Genomic DNA, 16,358 nt, shown 5'->3' on the forward strand with positions numbered 1-16,358 from the left:
AAAAAACTGTAAAATCATGAAATATATCACCGACATCAACGAATTAGACCTAAATGGCACTTACACTTATGCCGATTATCTTACATGGCGTTTCGAGCAAAGTGTGGAGCTTATCAAAGGGAAGATTTTTAAAATGTCGCCTGCGCCGAGCGTAAGACATCAACGTATATCAAGTAGATTGCATACTGAAATAGGTTATTTTTTTAAAAAACATGCTTGCGACCTCTTTTCTGCCCCTTTCGATGTGCGTCTTTGGGATAAGAAAAAATCTTTGAAAGCAAACAAAGACATTTATACCGTTGTGCAACCTGATATTTGTATAATTTGCGATAAAAGTAAATTAGATGAGCGCGGTTGTATCGGTGCGCCCGATTTGATTATCGAAATCCTTTCGCCCGGCAATTCGAAAAAGGAAATGCGAACCAAATACGCCCTTTATGAAGAAAGTGGGGTAAAAGAATATTGGGTAGTGTTTCCTTCTGAACACGTTTTGCAGCAATATGTTTTGAATGAAAACGAAAAATATGAGCTAAAAAGTAGTTTTGTAGAAGATGAAATTTTCAACGCTCATATTTTTCCCAACTTGCAAATTGATTTGTCTGAAATTTTTGAAGAATGAATTAAAAAACCCATAAAGTTTTCACTTTATGGGCTTATATATCAGGAGTAGAAGAATTAGGGTCTTTTTATTTCACCTTCTCTACGATTGCTTTGAAGGCTTCGGGGTGATTGAGTGCCAAATCAGCCAATACCTTGCGGTTGATGGTGATGTCGGCGGCTGTGAGCTTGCCCATGAGTTGTGAGTAAGAAAGCCCGTGCTGACGTGCGCCTGCGTTGATACGCTGAATCCAAAGGCTGCGGAAGTCGCGCTTTTTGAGTTTTCTGCCTGTGTAGGCATATTTCAGGGCTTTTTCGACAGCATTTTTAGCAACTGTCCAAACATTTTTTCTTGCGCCGAAATATCCTTTTGCGTGTTTGAGGACTTTACGACGGCGTTCTCTCGAAGCGACGTGATTGACTGAACGTGGCATAGAAATCAATTTTTGAGGAGCGGCGGCGAGCTACGCGCCCACACTTGTAGAGCCAGAGCCTCGGGTGAATAAATTAAAGAACCGAATAAAACAAAAAAGCAAAAAGCAAGCGTACTTTATACCAAAAGCAATTCTTTGATGCGCTTTTCGTCTGTAGTATGAACGATGCTCATTTTGCTCAAATGGCGTTTGCGTTTGGTTTCTTTCTTGGTAAGGATGTGGTTTTTAAACGCAGATTTGCGCTTAATTTTCCCTGTACCTGTGATTTTGAAACGCTTTTTCGCCCCCGAATTGGTTTTTTGCTTGGGCATAATGATAAGGTTTTAGAGAGTACAAAGCCCTACTGCTGTGTAGGGAACTGCAAAGGTACGTCTTTTTTGGCAAAAACAAAACTTGTGGCACAAAAAAACGATGCCCACTTTTGAGGTGCATCGTTGAAAAGTAGCTGTAAAGGGTAGGGCGTTTTCGCGCTTTTTATTCTTCTTCTTCGGCGGCAGCTTCGTTTTTGCGCTTTTTGGCTTTTTTCGGAGCTGCTACGGGCGTTGAGGCAGTCGGATTTTTGGCATTTTCTTTCTCTATTTCTTGGTCAGATTTGCCTTTTTTCGGAGCTGCGCTCGCGCTTTTGATAGGTGAGAACATTACTATCATACGTTTGCCTTCCATTTTGGGGGGCTGGTCTATTTTGCCATACTCTTGTAAGATTTCTGCAAAACGGCTTAAAATTTCTGCACCACGCTCTTTAAAGACTATCGCGCGTCCTACGAAATGCACATACGCCTTGACCTTATTGCCTTCTTCTAAGAATTTTTGGGCGTGACGCACCTTGAACTCAAAATCATGCTCGTCGGTATTGGGGCTAAAGCGCACTTCTTTGACGATTACTTTATGGGCATTGGCTTTTAGCTCTTTTTGCTTTTTCTTCTGTTCGTACTTGAATTTGGAATAGTCTATAATCTTACACACGGGCGGCACACCGTTAGGCGCAATCTCGACTAAGTCAAGCCCCTGCGCCTCTGCCATTTCTAAGGCTTTTTGGGTGGAATAGACCCCCGGATTTTCTATGTTATCACCTACCAGACGCACCTCTTTGGCGCGAATGCGTCTGTTGATTTTATGCTCGTCGGTATTTTGGGCACCTCTGCCCTGCTGAGTTCTGTCTGGTCTTGCGATTTGAACCTCCTTTTTTTAAGTTTAGTTAGCTACAAAGATACGATTTTTTGGAAAGAACGCCAAAATCGCACTTTTATTTTTTGTTTGGAAAGGGAAAATCAGAGTGGACAGGCGAGCTATCGAGATAGTTGCCCACTCCCTCTGAATTATTTTGGATGATTACTTAGTTAGAAAGGGCTATTTTTCCTCAAACACTCTGACTTTCCCACACTTGGTTTTGGTGTTTCTACAATCATAGGTTACCCAAGTGCCTTTGGGTTGGTCTTCGTGTTTGATAGCGACCATGTAGTGTCCGCAATCAGGACAAGTTTTTCCTTTTCCCATTGTTATACTGAATAAAAAGTTATACCTACTCTATTTTGGCTTTTCGGTATGCGCCATTTTAATATAGAAATACCTCGCTATAATATTACATTGTTTTAGTCTTGTTGATACAACAAGAGTATTTCTGCTTGATTCAGCGTTCGGTTGTAGATGCGAACTTCGTCTAATGCTCCTATGTAATAATTTTGTAATTGCCCATTGAACATTCTACAGCCTATTCTTATAGGGTCTGTATTACGCCGAAGCGAACCGCTTACAGGAGAGGTTGCTACTAAGACACCATTGATGTAAGCATCTAATCTCTGATTATTAGATGTAAGTACAAAATGTTGCCAATTTGTATTATTTTGAAAAGGGACAAAATAACCTACTCTTTCTGGATAGAAAGCGTCTGCAAAGATGTTGTTAAAACTTTGCAGTGTCATAATACGAAATGTAGACTTATCTACATTTATATCCCTATCATCGCCTTTTATCAGGAGATAACCTTCTGCAAAAGTTTGCGTTTTGAAAAAAAATGATACACTAAAGTTATTACCCAACACCAAAGTATTAGTGTGCGGAACTTCAAGCGAGCCATTTCCTTCAAAATAAGCAGCTCTATCACCACGTCCTTTTCGGTCTGTTGTGAGCTTGACTGTGCCACGAACATTAGCAGAATTATCGTTACCGCTAAAATCCTTTGTGCTTCCTTCATCGAAAGATAGGTTTAGCATCAAGCCACGCTCTATATCAGGGGCGGCATTGCTACTACCAATATTCCCAAAGAAAGTCCCATTAAAGACATCTTCGTCTTGGTCTGTGCCACAAGAAAAAAGAGTAGTTGCCAAGAAAAGAATCAATAGTAGTTTTTTCATATTTATTAGTCTGAAATAATACAAGTAATTAAAGAAAAAAATGCTTTAAAATCTGATACATTATTGTCAGATAAAGCTTTAGATACTTTGGTATATCCTTTTTCATCTAGCTCACTTCTTAGCTCTTTTAGTACCTTTTCTTGAGCTAAATCTTTAAAAGCAGATGCAGTTTGTTCGGTACTAAATTTTTTTAGTTTACCATAAAAAGTATCAAATTCAGCTTTTTCATTATTTTTTTTCTTCTCTACATACGGAATAACAACGAACTCTATAGCTGCTGCAGCTACAATAGGATTATTAAAAATAGATTTCTCATCTGCCTTAGCAATTCTATATTGTGCAAGACAGCTAACAACCTTGCAAAGATTGGGGTATTCATCTTTGATAAACATACAAAGAGCAGCTCCACCTAAAATGAGTTTATCTACACTAATAGATGAAGGGTCTGTTTTATTTCTTGCACAAGCAGCCTTTGCATCTTCTATACGCTTTTTTAAATTAATCGCATATACACTTTTAGGAAAGCTATTGATAAATAATATTGCTTCATCATAACTTTTAATAGATATATATGCTTGGTATTCAACTTCTGACATTCTTTTACTGTAGGGAAAAGCATTCTTGAACATAATTGCATCTTGAACGGAATTTACTACATAATTTTGTTCAGTTATATAATTATTAGGCAAAACTAAATAACCATAATCAGCCGTAAAACCTGTATAAACGTATTCAGCACCTATCTTCTGTTTGTTGTATTTTGCTAACCACGTTTGAAACTCGCTTTCTGAATGGATAAAGGTTTTCTTACCTTGTCCTTTCAGTGTGTAATACAAACTAGTAATACCATATCCTACGGATGCACCAATGATTACGTTTGCTGTACCATTGGTTGTTTTTTCATTGCTTCCATCATAAGCAATGGTGGGCTTGATGGTCATAGCTCCTAATATGCCACCTGCTGCTGCACCAGCTTGTGTTCCTTTTCCAACAAGGGTAAGTTTTTTCTTGTAATGAGGGCTTTGGACAATCTTTACATTGTTTTTGTTGTAATCTTTTAAGCCCATGTGGTTAGGCTTTTGTGTCATGCAGGAACTAAAACCTAACAAGACAAACAGTAAGGCGGTCATAATCTTATTCATATTTTTAGTTTTTTGAAGGTTAGTCTTCTCTAATAAAACGATAACCCAAAGAGAGTGAGGCTTGGTGAAATGCCCTTTCTGGAGTAAGGAAAGTCTGACGATATTCAAGATTTAGGCTTACTCTTTTGTAGGCAGCCATAATCCCAAACTTCCATAAAGGCGTACTGATACGTGCAGAAGCAAGTGCTGCATTACTTCCATTATTATTTTGACCATTGGTATTTGTGGTAGAGGTATCGTCAGGTTCTGTTACGCTCAAACTTCCTCCCAAATAACCTACGCCCAAATAAGGCGAGAAATTTTTAGATGTTATAGGAGAAAGGAACAACGAAAAACCAGCTTCAAATCCATTGAAAGCAACATCATTTTCTGTCAATAGAGGATTTCCACTACTTAGTATGTATTCATTCCGAATGTAAGACAAGTTAAATTGTGCAAAACGATTTGTAAACTTCATTCCAGCTTCTATATTCAAAGAACCATAATTTAGATTGTCATTATTACGGCTTTCTGAAAAAGTAGGATTTAGAAAGTGTACAAGTGAATACCCCACATAGAATTCGCTTGAGTACGAACTATAATCGTGTTGCTGTGCTTTTGCTTTAAACAAGACAATGCAAAATAGCAGCATTAGTAGTATTTTTTTCATAAAATATTGTTTTTTGATGATAAAAGTTGTGATACTGCTACTTTTCATAAATTCATCTGTGTTCTGTGATGATGCAGAACACAGATAGAATTGCTAAGGTTAGTATTTACCCACAAATTCAATTTTTTCTCCAACCCCTTGGAAAGTGCCATGTCTATTGGAAGAAGAAAACTTGAACCAAATATAAGGAGCTTCGTATTTGATGATTTCTATTGTGCAAGGCCAGCCCGAAGGAGGGTCAAAGCTCATCGTATTCTCTATAGAAGAACCATAGTACTGCAAACTTCCCTCAAAAGTCCCTATTTTGGGAGTTACTACTACATTTGTTCCACGGTAAGTGTCTCCTGAAACATTTACCGAACTAGGTTTAAATTGAAGTACGAAGTTATAGGGATATCTATGCGTTTCAATTTTCATCGTAGGCGCGTATCCATTGCTTGCTTTGGCAATAAGAGGAAAATCATTAGCTAAAACCACCTTTTTTCCATTGCTGAAAGTCATTTGTAGTTTTGGTATATTTTGTAATGCTTTTTTAGTAGAAAAACCTACCAAAAAGCAAAATAATAAAGAACTAATAATAACAAATGATATAGATTTCATAATGTTTAGAATTTAGTTTATTTGAGCCTACTCTATATGCTTTTCGGCAACCGCAATTAAGTTGAAACTACCATTGCACGTGTTTCAATGGTATATTTTTGAATACTCCTCTGACTTTATGCGTTCCACTATGGGTAACACAAGAGAATTCGAAATATCCAGAAATGATTTTTTTCTCTTTGTTGTAAGCATCTATTACTAGCATACCTGTGGATTCTGTACCTGCATAAGAAGGAACGGAAGAAATAGGAATAATTTGTGTATTGCCTTCTTTCACGCTAAAAGCCCCTATATCGGCTCTAGCACTCGCGCCTAACGGAAATCGCATGGGCATGTCATTTCTATTTAACCCGTCTATTTCAATGGTTACATCTCTTTGTAAGCTAGGATAGTTGATAGTAATTTTTACCTCTTGGAACAGATAAGCGTTTGTTGAAATTTTAACAGTTCCATCTATTTTAGGACTAGTCCCTGCTATTTTTGATACGTCGTAATAGCCATTAGAAGGAAACCAAATTTCATATTTAAAAAACGGAGAAGAGGAGTTTGAAGAAGAGCGATTTGAAGAGTTTTGAGCAATAACATTCATCTGAGGAGGATTTGGATTTTCCTCCTTCCAAACATAGAGTTTAGGTGTACCTACAATGGCTTTTGCCGTCTGAGTAATAGTTTTCAAACCTATACGCACACGCACACCGTTTTGAGTTTCTTCGGCTACCTTAGGAAGAGCGTGCTTCATATAAACCCAATACCCTTTGGGAATCACAATACCATTAACTGTTTGCTCTTCTTGTAGTCCCCAATCCGACTGTTCTCCAAACTTGGCGCGAAAATCTTTAAAAGTTTTACCCCCTATTTCCACTTCTTGAATTAGGTTTATGTATTTTCCATCTAAACTTGCTGGGTCTTCTTGAGCCAATGCAGAAGCAGTTGCCCAACATATCCAGCATAGCACTAAAAAGAATTTGGTTTTCATGAGATTAATTTTGTAAGATTGAAAAGGTTGTTTAATAACGTTTCAAGTCACAGAGATTAGAACCACCACCTCCAGATTGTGTGCTGTGAGATTCATAGTAAACAGTAAGTTCTTTACCTTTAAGTTTTCCATTACCTGATATTCTGATATGAGATGCAGCAGAAAAACTTTGTTCCTCTATTGTGAACTTTTCTCCATTTACTTTTGCTGTAAAATTGCCATACCAACCAAAAGTAATGACCAACATCTTTTTATTTTTTGGATGTTTGGTAATATTGAATGATTGAACTTGAGGGTTTAGGCACTTTGCTTTCCACAAGCCTAAGAAAGGCTCTCGTTCGTCTGACTTTGTAAAGGAAAACGAATATACTATCAAACAAAAAATATAAGCTAAGAAGAGTCTTTTTTTCATAATAAAAGAAAGTTGTATATAGCTTTTTTAAAGACAAAAAGCTATATTTGATTATTTAGATAGGAAGGGAATTAGTCAATTTTCAAATCAGTAAAAGAGCCTCTAAAAATTATCAGGCATTCTAGCATAAAGCCACTACAGTCCATTCCTTGTAAGACAATCGTGAAATTTCCAGAAATTGTGTTGTTTTCAGATTTGGTAATTTCGATGAAAGATGTCAGAGGAATTTTGTTTTCAATACATTGCTTCTTGGTATCTTCATCTTCTACATTTATCTGCGTAGAAACGAAATAAGAGAATTGTGCTGCCGCAGCAGATGGTTCAGTAAATTCTGGGTCATCTAAAAGATAGTAGGGTGAATAGAGAGCGTATTTGCCTACTTTTGTTGAACTAAGCATCAGAGACAATCCCTCTACCTCTTCATATTCGACCATCTTTCCCTCTGTCTTGATTTTGGTAACGGTGTTGTCCTTTACCTTTTCAACAGAAATTTTGTTGTAAGAAAATTTTTCTTGAGTAGAGGAAAGTTTTTCTGTGTCGTAGTTGTATTCAAACTCCGTAATAGTGCCTTCTATTTTTTGAGCCTGAACAAAAGCAAAAGAATACACAAATACAAACAATAGCAGTATGATTTTTTTCATAGTTTTAAGTGGATTATAGGTGAAAACTAACTTAGATTCCTCAAAAGATTTTCTTTATCTTGAACCTGCTATAAAATTACAACTCGCTTGTCTATATTACAAAACTCTGGTAGATAAAAGAAGAGCAAATGGGAAAAATAAGCCTCTAAATTGGAAGAGAAATGGAAAAGGCTAAAAAATGGATTTGAAGTGCCTTCTAAGTCAGCCCTTTAAGCCCTAAAAAAATTTACCAATAGTAGGGACAAGGCATTGCCTTGTCCGCAGTGAGATTGAAATAAAAAGGGATTTTCAGACCTAAAAAAAGGCTTCTGCCCAAATTTTATTTCGTTTCTAATTTGACAAAACAAGGCTTTTTATAGAACTTAACATTACTGCCAAAACGCTCGGCAAAGGCGGCAAAGTTGGCAGAAGTGGGGTCGGGGTTGTAAAAAGCAAAGACTACTTTGCGGAAAGCACCTTCAAAGCGAGGAGTTTCTAAAAGAGCCTCATAAAAGAGTGCCGCCACTTGGGTAGGCGAATTTTGGAAAACGCCACAGCCCCAAGCCCCCAAGACCAAGTCGCGATGCCCTTTGCGCTTTGCCAAAAGCAAGAACTTTTCCATGCGCTTGCGAAGGGTCGGTACGATAAGGTCGGCTTTTTCCTGCTCCTGCCGCCTTACAACGCCAGCATTGACAGCGGGCGAGGTCAGGATTGTGGCAGTGTAAAAATCGTCGAGTAGGTTGCCCTCGTCATCGCGAAAGATGGGTACATTGGGCGAATAAATCATTTTGTCGGAATAGAGGCAGGTTTTTATCTGACGGTGCGCCTGATAATAGTCGTTTTCAAACTTCATCTGACAAGGATAGAGTGCCGAAGCGCGTGCCAAACTTTCCTCCTGCGCCTGTGCGCCTTTGAGAAATCCGCCACCTGCATTTTTGGCAGAGGCAAAATTAAGCACAAAGATAGCTTCCTGCGGATTTTCTCTTTCCTGATAAAGGCGTTGGGCTGCTTGTAGGGTGCTTTCGTGTGAAAGGCTGATTTGCAACACTTCGCTTGGCTTTTGAAGCGCATCGAGAGCCGCTGGCGAAAGGCTATTTTCCGAAAAAAAACTGCTTTTTTCAATCGCCTCTGCGATTGCCGAGCGCATTTCTACGCGCTTTTGTTGGGAATTGTAGTAATAACCTTTTGCAATGATGTCGAGGGTTTCCTCTGCGAGGGCAATGCGTGTATTTTTTTTCATTTGAAAGACAAAAAAGTGAAAGAGAAGATAAAAAAGGCTGCGCCTTGTTGTCTAAAAGTTTATTTTTTCCTAATAAGTTCCTTTACCGCTTCTCTCTTGTTTCAAATGATTTGCGTAAAAAATAAATGTAAAATATTTTATATAAGCCGTTTTATAGATTTTATAAAACGGCTTACTTTTTTATTTTTCTTTTTCTTTTAATAAATCAGCTTCAATCACTACCTTTCTCGATTGAGCTAAGGTTAGGGTAAAAAGATTTATTAAAAAATTGTCAAATCCAGACTTTACCACCACTGTTACATTGGCTACAGCATCAGGCTTTTTTGCGGCTATTTCTGTTGCCAAGAGCTGTGAAGCATCAAAGGATGAGGTGTAATCGAAGTTACTATTTTTCTTGATTTTGATGTGTTCGACCAACTCCATTTTTTCGGCGGGCTGATTAAGCAATATTGGGACTGCACCCTTTCCACTAATTCTTGCCACTGTGCAAGAACCAAAAGAAAGCATTGTAGTTATTGCTAAAAAAGTAAAAACTATTTTTTTCATTTTATTGTATAATTAAAGGTAATTCTGTTGTTTTTCCCGCAGTGACTTGTACTTGCCCTTCTCCGTAAAATATACTTCCTGCCACATCAGCAGCGGCAGCAAAATAATAAGTTCCAGGAAGCAAAGTGAATCTTGCACCAGAGGCAGTTGTTTCTTTTATGTCTAAGAAAACTTGATTTTGCAAATTTTCTATGGAAGTAGCAATCCCAACTTCTGCACCCGCATAGTTGCCGCTTTGCCCAGCTAAACGAACTAAGACTACTAAAGTGCCATTCGGGTCAGTTTCTTCTTTTGCACAAGAAGATATTCCCACTAATAGCGTGATGATTAGTAATAGATAATTTATTTTTTTTAACATTTTAATAAGTGTTAAAAGATGCCTACTCTCATGTTTTTCGGCTTCGACAATCAAGACAAAAATGTTGAATTGATTTTGCAAAGAACTAAAAATATATTAGCTTTGTCCACCTATTAGAACTTTGTTTTTTACACAGTAACCTTTATCTCATCATGAAAATAACAGAAAAAATTCGACATTTGCGAACCTTGCATGGGTATACACAAGAGAACATGGCGGAAATGCTCAATATGTCCGTTAATGGCTATGCAAATATTGAGCGTGGAGAAACAGATTTGACGCTTTCGCGCATAGAACAAATTGCTAAATTATTTAATCTTACTTTTTTGGAACTTGTCAATAATGGAGAGTATCGCTTTTTCTTTTTATCTGGCAACAATAACAACAACAATTATTTTGTAAATAATCCATCAGAACATTCAGAAGAAATAGAAAAACTACGTTTGGCTATTCAAAGTAAAGACCAAAAAATTGAATTTTTAGAAAAAGAAATTTTATATCAAAAAGAAATAATAAATTTATTAAAGTCAGAAAAATAAATTGTAAAATAAAATTAGGCAACTTTTGTTGCCTAATTTTATTTTATCCCTAAAAATATTTAAATTTACAAGATATACTTGCTCAAATCGCGGTTCTTGACGAGTTTTTGCAATTTTTCTAATACTAAATCTTTGGTTATCAATATTTTAGCATTCGAGCCTATCTTATCGGGAACATCAAAAAGGAACTCATTGAGAAGCTGACTCATGACGGTATGCAAACGCCTTGCCCCAATGTTTTCTACTTCGCTATTGATATAAAAAGCAATATCGGCAATTTCGGAAAGCGCGTCATCATTGAAGCGCAATTCTACTTGTTCTGCCTCTAAAAGGGCTTCGTACTGCTTGGTAAGGGCATTTTTGGGGTCTTTCAAGATGCGATAGAAGTCGTCTTTGGTAAGCGAATTGAGTTCTACGCGGATAGGAAAACGCCCCTGCAATTCGGGAATTAGGTCGGAAGGTTTCGATACGTGAAAAGCACCTGCGGCGATAAAAAGCACGTGGTCGGTATTGATAATGCCATATTTGGTACTCACCGCCGAGCCTTCTACGATAGGCAATAAATCGCGCTGCACACCCTCCCTGCTGACATCGGGGCTGCCGCCGCCGCCTCTGCTGCTGGAAGCGATTTTATCAATTTCATCTATGAAAATAATCCCTGCATTTTCGGCGCGTGCAATGGCTTCTTCTTTTACTTCGTCCATATCAATAACGCGATTTGCCTCCTCTTCGAAAAGAATCCGACGCGCGTCTGTGATACTGACTTTGCGCTTCTTCGAGCGTTTGGGTAGCATATCGCTCAACATTTCTTGGAAATTGACGGGTACGTCGTCCATCGCATTGCTAATCATACCCACGCCCGACATGTTGCTGCTTTCTACGGTGATGTCAATTTTGCGCTCTTCGAGTTCGCCTGCTTTTAGTTTTTGTCGGAATCTTTCCCTTGTTTCTTGATTGAGCTGCACGTCTGAATCAGAGCCAGCGCGTAGGGGCGGAATCAGGGCATCTAAAATTTGGTCTTCTACCAACTGCTCGATTTTTTCCTTGGCGGCTTCTTTGCGCTCTAATTTTACCAACTTAACCGATTGCTCCACCAAATCGCGCACCATGCTCTCTACATCTCTACCCACATACCCTACTTCGGTGAATTTCGAGGCTTCTACTTTCACAAAGGGCGCGGCTGCAATCTTTGCCAAACGACGTGCAATTTCGGTCTTGCCTACCCCTGTCGCGCCTATCATCAAAATATTGTTGGGCATGATTTCGCGCTTCATATCCTCGCGTGCATGCATGCGCCGCCAGCGGTTGCGTAGCGCAATGGCGACATTGCGCTTTGCGTCGTGTTGTCCGATGATGTATTTATCTAATTCCGCCACAATTTGCAGGGGCGTGAGGAAGGCTTGATTTTCTGAAAGCATATTTTATGTTTTTGAAATAAAAGCAACTAAAAACTTTACCCTACGGCAAAGACCAGCGTGAGAGGCGCGGCAAGGCATCACTCGAATAAGAAAACGAATTTCACACAATTTGGGTTATCTTTACAAATCCTTTTGGCAAATCCTTTCCTTTTCTTCTGCCCAAGCCTTCGCGCTTAGAGGCGGCACAAGTAGCCAAAACGAGGGCGCGTTTCTGAAAAAGATGACCTATCTTATCGTTTCAAAACTGCACCACTCAAATTTTACACTAAGATACGCAACATATTTAAAAAAACAATACCTTATGATGCTTTTACATCGCCCACGCCGCAACCGTCAGGCGGAAACCCTCCGTCAGATGCTTGCCGAAACAAGCCTACAAACCGCCGATTTTATCTATCCGCTCTTTTTGATAGAAGGACAAAATAAGGCGATTGAAATAAATTCTATGCCTAATATCTATCGCCTCTCCTTAGACAAACTCTTAGAAGAAGTGGCACAATGTGTAGAGTTGGGTATCAAAGCCTTTGCCCCTTTCCCAAGCCTTTCCGACGACAAAAAAGACAAGTACGGCACAGAAAGTTATCGCAAGGGAAGCCTATATTTGGAAGCCATTGCTGCGCTGAAAAAAAATTTTCCCGACATTGTACTTTTCACAGATGTAGCCTTAGACCCATACAGTAGCGACGGGCATGACGGCGTTGTGGAAAATGGCATCATTTTAAACGACGAAACGCTGCCTATTTTGGGCAAGATGGCAGTAGCACAGGCGCAGGCTGGTGCTGATTTTGTCGCGCCTTCGGATATGATGGACGGCAGAGTGGGCTACCTACGACAAGCCTTAGATGCCGCAGGATACACCCAAACAGGCATTTTAGCCTATACCGCCAAGTATGCAAGTGCCTTTTATGGTCCCTTTCGTGATGCGCTCGATTCTGCACCCCGTTTTGGCGACAAGAAAACCTACCAAATGAACCCCGCCAATAGAAAGGAAGCACTTTTAGAGGCGCAATTAGACTTCGAAGAAAGTGCCGATATGCTTATGGTAAAACCTGCGCTTTCTTATTTAGACATCATTTCCGACCTTAATCAAAATTTTAACCTTCCTATTGCTGCCTACAACGTCAGCGGTGAGTATGCAATGGTAAAGGCGGCGGCACAGAAGGGTTGGATTGATGGCGAAAAGGTCATGCTCGAAATTTTGCTTTCTATCAAAAGAGCAGGTGCGAAGGTCATTTTGAGTTACTTTGCCAAAGAGTTTGCAAGTTTGAGAAAAAAAGCATAGTACAAATACTTCAACAAAAATGGCGCACTTTGTCATTTTTGTTGAAGTCTTGATGTGATAAAAAACTTTTACAGTCTATTTTTGCGTATCATACCTTAAAAGATAAGTTTATGCAAAATCTACCTTTACTTCCCTTGGGTCTTCAAAATTTTGAGGAATTGCGCCGTCATGATATGCTTTACGTTGATAAGACGGAATTTTTATACAATATTTTGCAGACTAAAACCTCTTTCTTTTTTCTTTCCCGCCCGCGCCGTTTTGGTAAGTCGTTGCTTATCAGTACATTAAAGTCTTTGTTTGAGGGCAGGCAGGAGCTTTTCGAGGGTTTGTATATTCACGATAAAATAGAGTGGCAGCCCTATCCGATAATTCATTTGGATTTTAGCAAGATGGGTTTTAAAGACATAGGTCTGTTTGCATCTATCGAAAAAGGTTTGCTTGAAGTGGCTGAATCAAATGGTTTGGAACTGAAAAATGCAGGCATTGGGTTAAAATTTAGTGAGTTGATGGAAAAACTACATCAAAAAACAGGTAGACAAGTTGTAATTTTAATAGATGAATATGACAAACCGATAACGGACGTTTTGGAGGTGGGCAAAAATGAAAAAGCACACGAACATAGGGAAACTTTGCGCCAACTGTATAGCGTAGTGAAAGGCAATTCGGAGCATATTCGCCTATTTTTTATGACAGGAATAAGCCGTTTTTCGCGTGTATCTATTTTTTCAGATTTGAACAATCTAACAGATTTAACGTTGCACAATGATTTTCACAACCTGTTGGGCTATACACAGCAGGAATTGGAAACCTATTTTGCGTCTCATTTGCAAGCAATTAGCGACGAACAGGGCATAAGCAAGGAAGATTTGCTTTTGCAGGTGAAAGAATGGTATAATGGTTACTCTTGGAATGGCAGGTCGCGCGTGTATAATCCTTATTCGATACTTCGTTTTTTAGATGCGCGTGTGTTTCAAAATTTTTGGTTTGAAAGTGGCACGCCTAAATTTTTGGTAAAAATATTGACTGAAAGAATGATATATAAAGTAGGTCGTACTACGGCTTCGCAATCGGAAACGGAAAATTTCAACCTCGATAATTTGAACATCGAAACGTTACTTTTCCAAACAGGTTATCTCACCATTAAAGGATATGATGTAGTTCAGCGATTGATATTAGACTATCCCAATAAAGAAGTAGAACAATCAATGACCGAGCATATCCTACAAGGTTTTGCACATACGCCTAAATCGTCTATTGCTTTGGATATTACGATTGCGATATTAGAGCATAATATTGAACTATTGATAGAAACAGTGAACGCGCTTTATGCCACTATCCCCTATCAACTTTTCAATCAGCATCAGGAGAAATATTTTCATGCCGTTTTGTTTTTGGCACTCAAACTCTGCGGTTTTCATATCGAATCGGAAGTAAGCGTGTCTACGGGTCGTCTTGATGCGGTTTTGAGCCATCAAAATCGGGTTTATATTTTTGAATTTAAGTTGAATGATTCAGCCGAAAATGCGTTGAAACAGATTCATCAAAAGGGCTATTACAAACGCTATCAAAATCAGGACAAAAAAATCTACCTGCTCGGTATCGGCTTTTCGGCGCAAACCAAAGAGGTTTCGGATTGGAAGATGGAGGAGTTGCTAGAAAATTAGTTTTAATTTTTTTTAATTAGTTTTAATTATTTTAAAAATTTACCTTAGCTATAATTCTGATGCTCGTTGCTTGGCAGGATTCCCTTTTTGAGGCGCACAGGCTCAAAGTTTTTATTTTTCGGCTCGATTTAATAGACCCTCACCTTGGGGGGAACAAGTATTTCAAACTTTTATACAATCTTGAAGAAGCAAAACAGGCAGGAAAAAAAACGCTCCTAACCTTTGGGGGGGCGTATTCAAACCATTTGCGGGCAACGGCAGCGGCAGGTCAAGTCTTTGATTTTCAGACCGTTGGCGTAGTGCGTGGCAGAGAGTTAGCCGAAAAGCCACTTAATAGCGTCTTGGATTTTTGTGTGCAGGCAGGTATGAAATTACACTTTGTAGAAAGGCAGGCTTATCGCCAAAAAAAGCAGGAAGATTGGATAGCAAACCTGAAAAAAGAGGTTGCAGAACAGTGGGGGCAATCTTTTTCCGATTTTTTTCTTCTGCCCGAAGGTGGTTCGAATGCCGCTGCACTCAAAGGTTGTGCGCAGATACCGAATCTTATTAAAGAAAAATTGCAAGCCGACTTTCAAATAACTGCGCCCGATTTTATCCTAACACCTGTCGGAACGGCAGGAACGGCGGCAGGGCTTTTTGTAGGAAAAGAGCCGCAGACCAAAATTATTGGCGTATCTGCTCTGAAAGGAGGGGCGTTTTTGTACCAAGATGCGCGACAACTCTTAGAAGCCTTTGAGAAAAAATATGCGACTTTCCAATTCGAAGAAGCCTCTTTTGAGCGCGATTTTAGCCTTTGGTTGGACTACCACTTTGGCGGTTATGCACAAAAAAAGCCTGCCTTGATGCAGTTTATAGCAAAAATGGAAACGCAAATGGGCTTATCGCTTGAGCCTACTTATTCGGGGAAACTCTTTTTTGCCTTCTATGACCAAATCGTTGGGGGGCAAAATCCATTTCCGCGCCATTCTACTATCGTTTTGCTGCACACAGGCGGGCTTTGGGAAAAAAAATAACACAGGGGAAACAAGAAAGGAACATATCTCGACGTAACATTTAGAACCAACAACAGATAAAACCGCTCAAAACGGTGAAAAAACTAATAGACATCTACACCTGTAAGTTTTTTCTCTAAATTGTCCGCAGTTTGCGCGACTTCAAAAATCATATAACGCACTTGGTCGTAGGTGCAAAGTTCGTATTTGGTAGAGGCTGCCACTTCCAAATAGCCTTCTTCGCACATAATCTTGGCATAGCAAAATTCGCGATTCATCTCTAAAAATTCCAGCGGATTGACATCGGGAATTTCGCTTAGTTTGCAGATTTTTGACCTGAATTCCAACATAATACCATCACCACGCGGCGTGATATAGCCCTTGACGTTTTGATAGCGTCCGTCTTCTAAGGGCAGGGTTACGATAACGGTATCGCCCGAATACTCGGTATATTTGCCGTTGATTTCTTCGGCTAACCCTTTGAGATAGTTTTGTACGTGTTTATTGACCATGGCTTTTGTGTGTTTATAGGTGTAAG

The 16,358-nt window shown here is 39.1% G+C and carries 21 protein-coding genes; 5 read left to right on the plus strand and 16 right to left on the minus strand.

The genetic code is table 11. The features are described 5' to 3' along the window. A partial coding sequence (locus G500_RS0120285; RefSeq protein ID WP_425402053.1) for a Uma2 family endonuclease occupies nt 1–619 on the plus strand: 619 nt, incomplete at its 5' end. Between the two features lie 67 nt (nt 620–686). On the opposite strand, the gene rplT is transcribed toward G500_RS0120285, so the two are convergent. The 14 genes from rplT to G500_RS0120365 all read right to left on the minus strand — a co-directional run bounded on the left by rplT (nt 687) and on the right by G500_RS0120365 (nt 10,006). Then, entirely contained in the window at nt 687–1,031 is a 345-nt protein-coding gene (gene rplT, locus G500_RS0120290) for a 50S ribosomal protein L20 (RefSeq protein ID WP_027003867.1), read from the minus strand. 116 nt (nt 1,032–1,147) lie between these two features. After that, nucleotides 1,148–1,342: a 50S ribosomal protein L35 gene (gene rpmI, locus G500_RS0120295; RefSeq protein WP_027003868.1), complete on the minus strand. Its 195-nt coding sequence runs from the start codon at nt 1,340–1,342 to the stop codon at nt 1,148–1,150. Between the two features lie 163 nt (nt 1,343–1,505). Continuing rightward, a complete protein-coding gene (infC, locus tag G500_RS24440) occupies nt 1,506–2,201 on the minus strand; it encodes a translation initiation factor IF-3 (RefSeq protein ID WP_086047989.1) in 696 nt (231 codons plus the stop codon). A gap of 177 nt (nt 2,202–2,378) precedes the next feature. After that, complete coding sequence (locus G500_RS25840) at nt 2,379–2,525, minus strand: hypothetical protein (protein ID WP_154657255.1); 147 nt, start codon at nt 2,523–2,525, stop codon at nt 2,379–2,381. Between the two features lie 95 nt (nt 2,526–2,620). Continuing rightward, complete coding sequence (locus G500_RS0120315; RefSeq protein WP_161626173.1) at nt 2,621–3,355, minus strand: LamG domain-containing protein; 735 nt, start codon at nt 3,353–3,355, stop codon at nt 2,621–2,623. Between the two features lie 32 nt (nt 3,356–3,387). Further along, entirely contained in the window at nt 3,388–4,524 is a 1,137-nt protein-coding gene (locus tag G500_RS0120320) for a hypothetical protein (RefSeq protein WP_027003871.1), read from the minus strand. Nucleotides 4,525–4,543: 19 nt separating this feature from the next. Further along, nucleotides 4,544–5,173, minus strand: coding sequence for an outer membrane beta-barrel protein (locus tag G500_RS0120325; protein ID WP_027003872.1), 630 nt, complete (start codon nt 5,171–5,173; stop codon nt 4,544–4,546). A 99-nt stretch (nt 5,174–5,272) separates the two neighbouring features. Continuing rightward, the gene (locus tag G500_RS0120330; RefSeq protein ID WP_154657256.1) at nt 5,273–5,773 is read right to left on the minus strand and encodes a hypothetical protein; all 501 of its coding nucleotides are present in this window, start codon (nt 5,771–5,773) and stop codon (nt 5,273–5,275) included. Nucleotides 5,774–5,840: 67 nt separating this feature from the next. Then, nucleotides 5,841–6,749, minus strand: coding sequence for a hypothetical protein (locus G500_RS0120335; protein WP_027003874.1), 909 nt, complete (start codon nt 6,747–6,749; stop codon nt 5,841–5,843). A gap of 31 nt (nt 6,750–6,780) precedes the next feature. Further along, nucleotides 6,781–7,161 (minus strand): hypothetical protein, encoded by a 381-nt coding sequence (locus G500_RS0120340; RefSeq protein ID WP_027003875.1) that lies wholly within the window; start codon nt 7,159–7,161, stop codon nt 6,781–6,783. Between the two features lie 71 nt (nt 7,162–7,232). Then, a complete protein-coding gene (locus G500_RS0120345; RefSeq protein WP_027003876.1) occupies nt 7,233–7,802 on the minus strand; it encodes a hypothetical protein in 570 nt (189 codons plus the stop codon). 319 nt (nt 7,803–8,121) lie between these two features. Beyond that, nucleotides 8,122–9,021: a TIGR02452 family protein gene (locus G500_RS24445; RefSeq protein WP_051203970.1), complete on the minus strand. Its 900-nt coding sequence runs from the start codon at nt 9,019–9,021 to the stop codon at nt 8,122–8,124. A gap of 180 nt (nt 9,022–9,201) precedes the next feature. Then, nucleotides 9,202–9,567: a hypothetical protein gene (locus G500_RS0120360; RefSeq protein WP_027003877.1), complete on the minus strand. Its 366-nt coding sequence runs from the start codon at nt 9,565–9,567 to the stop codon at nt 9,202–9,204. A 1-nt stretch (nt 9,568) separates the two neighbouring features. Further along, nucleotides 9,569–10,006, minus strand: coding sequence for a hypothetical protein (locus G500_RS0120365; protein ID WP_027003878.1), 438 nt, complete (start codon nt 10,004–10,006; stop codon nt 9,569–9,571). Nucleotides 10,007–10,077: 71 nt separating this feature from the next. On the opposite strand from G500_RS0120365, the gene G500_RS0120370 reads away from it, so the two are divergent. Further along, on the plus strand, nt 10,078–10,464 hold the full coding sequence (locus G500_RS0120370) for a helix-turn-helix domain-containing protein (protein WP_027003879.1): 387 nt from the start codon (nt 10,078–10,080) through the stop codon (nt 10,462–10,464). A gap of 65 nt (nt 10,465–10,529) precedes the next feature. Here G500_RS0120370 and hslU read toward each other — a convergent pair whose 3' ends face one another. Beyond that, nucleotides 10,530–11,882 (minus strand): ATP-dependent protease ATPase subunit HslU, encoded by a 1,353-nt coding sequence (gene hslU / locus G500_RS0120375; RefSeq protein ID WP_027003880.1) that lies wholly within the window; start codon nt 11,880–11,882, stop codon nt 10,530–10,532. 301 nt (nt 11,883–12,183) lie between these two features. Here hslU and hemB point away from each other — a divergent pair, with 301 nt between their 5' ends. The 3 genes from hemB (at nt 12,184) to G500_RS0120390 (ending at nt 15,841) form a co-directional block, all read left to right on the plus strand. Further along, nucleotides 12,184–13,164 carry a porphobilinogen synthase gene (gene hemB / locus G500_RS0120380; RefSeq protein ID WP_027003881.1) on the plus strand — a complete coding sequence of 327 codons (981 nt, stop codon included), beginning with the start codon at nt 12,184–12,186 and terminating at the stop codon, nt 13,162–13,164. A 110-nt stretch (nt 13,165–13,274) separates the two neighbouring features. Then, the gene (locus tag G500_RS0120385) at nt 13,275–14,828 is read left to right on the plus strand and encodes an ATP-binding protein (RefSeq protein ID WP_027003882.1); all 1,554 of its coding nucleotides are present in this window, start codon (nt 13,275–13,277) and stop codon (nt 14,826–14,828) included. A gap of 59 nt (nt 14,829–14,887) precedes the next feature. Then, complete coding sequence (locus tag G500_RS0120390; protein ID WP_027003883.1) at nt 14,888–15,841, plus strand: 1-aminocyclopropane-1-carboxylate deaminase/D-cysteine desulfhydrase; 954 nt, start codon at nt 14,888–14,890, stop codon at nt 15,839–15,841. Nucleotides 15,842–15,924: 83 nt separating this feature from the next. Here G500_RS0120390 and G500_RS0120395 read toward each other — a convergent pair whose 3' ends face one another. Beyond that, nucleotides 15,925–16,332, minus strand: a complete 408-nt coding sequence (locus tag G500_RS0120395; RefSeq protein WP_154657257.1) for a hypothetical protein — start codon at nt 16,330–16,332, stop codon at nt 15,925–15,927. Nucleotides 16,333–16,358: the final 26 nt, after the last annotated feature.

Origin of the sequence: Hugenholtzia roseola DSM 9546, from assembly GCF_000422585.1 — a bacterium.
Lineage (GTDB): Bacteria > Bacteroidota > Bacteroidia > Cytophagales > Bernardetiaceae > Hugenholtzia > Hugenholtzia roseola.